The organism is Streptomyces doebereineriae, assembly GCF_031845645.1.
Taxonomy (GTDB): Bacteria; Actinomycetota; Actinomycetes; order Streptomycetales; family Streptomycetaceae; genus Streptomyces; species Streptomyces canus.
Genome location: NZ_JAVREZ010000500.1, coordinates 1 through 409, shown reverse-complemented (window position 1 = coordinate 409; position 409 = coordinate 1). Strand labels below are relative to the sequence as shown.

Annotated in this window: 1 protein-coding gene and 1 pseudogene; both read right to left on the bottom strand. The window is 74.8% G+C overall.

Annotation, left to right across the window (positions count from 1 at the left end; all coding sequences use genetic code 11):
- On the bottom strand, positions 1-304 hold a 304-nt coding region (locus RNB18_RS52965), incomplete at its 3' end, for a histidine phosphatase family protein (RefSeq protein ID WP_311721170.1).
- Positions 301-409, bottom strand: a pseudogene (locus RNB18_RS52960) (ribosome silencing factor); the annotation flags it as partial. The gene RNB18_RS52965 and the pseudogene RNB18_RS52960, both read right to left, overlap by 4 nt.

The following is a 409-nucleotide window of genomic DNA, read 5'->3' as shown; positions in this document are numbered from 1 at the left end:
CCCCGTGCGTCAGGCCCTGCCAGACGCCCGCGTACGTCTCCCGGAGCGCGGCGTCGTGGGCCACGGTGAGACCGGTCACGGCCGCCAGCTCGGCGGCCGTGGCCGCCGCGCGCCGGAGGTCGGAGGCGACCACGGCGTCGGGCTTCAGCGAGGCGAGCAGCCGGGCGGCCCTGCGGGCCTGCCCGACGCCCTCTTCGGTGAGCTCGATGTCCGTGGAGCCCTGAAAGCGGCGCTCCAGGTTCCACGCGGTCTGGCCGTGCCGCCAGAGGACGATCCTGCGGCCCCTGCCGCTGCGGGTGCTCAGCTCAGGTCACCTTCCGTGCCGCCGTTGAGCTGTGCGTGCTCCTCGGCCCTGCCACGGGTCTTGACCGCGTCCTCGGGGAGGGCGATCTCCGGGCAGTCCTTCCAC